This window comes from Nocardia beijingensis NBRC 16342 (assembly GCF_001612785.1).
GTDB lineage: Bacteria > Actinomycetota > Actinomycetes > Mycobacteriales > Mycobacteriaceae > Nocardia > Nocardia beijingensis.
In genome coordinates, this window is the sequence record NZ_BDBC01000099.1 from 1 (window position 1) to 613 (window position 613).

Genomic DNA, 613 nt, shown 5'->3' on the forward strand with positions numbered 1-613 from the left:
CCGACTTCATCGCCGAGTCGTTGCCGGCGTACATGGTTCCGGCGTCGATTGTGGTGTTGGATGAGATTCCGTTGACGCCGGTGGGGAAGTTGGATCGGGCTGCGTTGCCGGAGCCGGTGTTCGCGGTGCGGGAGTTCCGGGCGCCGTCGACGCCGGTGGAGGAGATCGTGGCGGGGGTGTTCGCGGCGTTGTTGGTGGCGGAGGAGGACGGCCGCGTCGGTGCGGATGACGATTTCTTCGAGTTGGGTGGGAATTCGTTGTTGGCGGCGCAGGCGGCGGCGCGGATCGGTGCGGCGTTGGGGGCGCGGGTGCCGGTGCAGTTGTTGTTCGAGGTGAGCACGGTGGCGGGGTTGGCGGCGCGGGTGGAGGCGCATGCGGGGTCGGTGGCGGGGCAGGCGTTGCGGGCGTGGCCGCGGCCGGATCGGGTGCCGTTGTCGTATGCCCAGCAGCGGATGTGGTTTTTGAACCGGTTCGATCCGGCCAGTGGGGTGAACAATATTCCGGTCGCGGTGCGGTTGTCCGGGGTGTTGGATGTGGCGGCGTTGCGTGCGGCGGTGGGGGATGTGGTGGCGCGGCACGAGGTGCTGCGCACGGTGTATCCGGATGTGGACGG

The 613-nt window shown here is 68.7% G+C and carries 1 protein-coding gene; it reads left to right on the plus strand.

Going from position 1 to position 613, the window contains the following annotated elements:
- Window positions 1–613, plus strand: a 613-nt coding sequence (locus NB3_RS33750) for a phosphopantetheine-binding protein (protein WP_157112173.1), incomplete at both ends; no start/stop codon positions are given.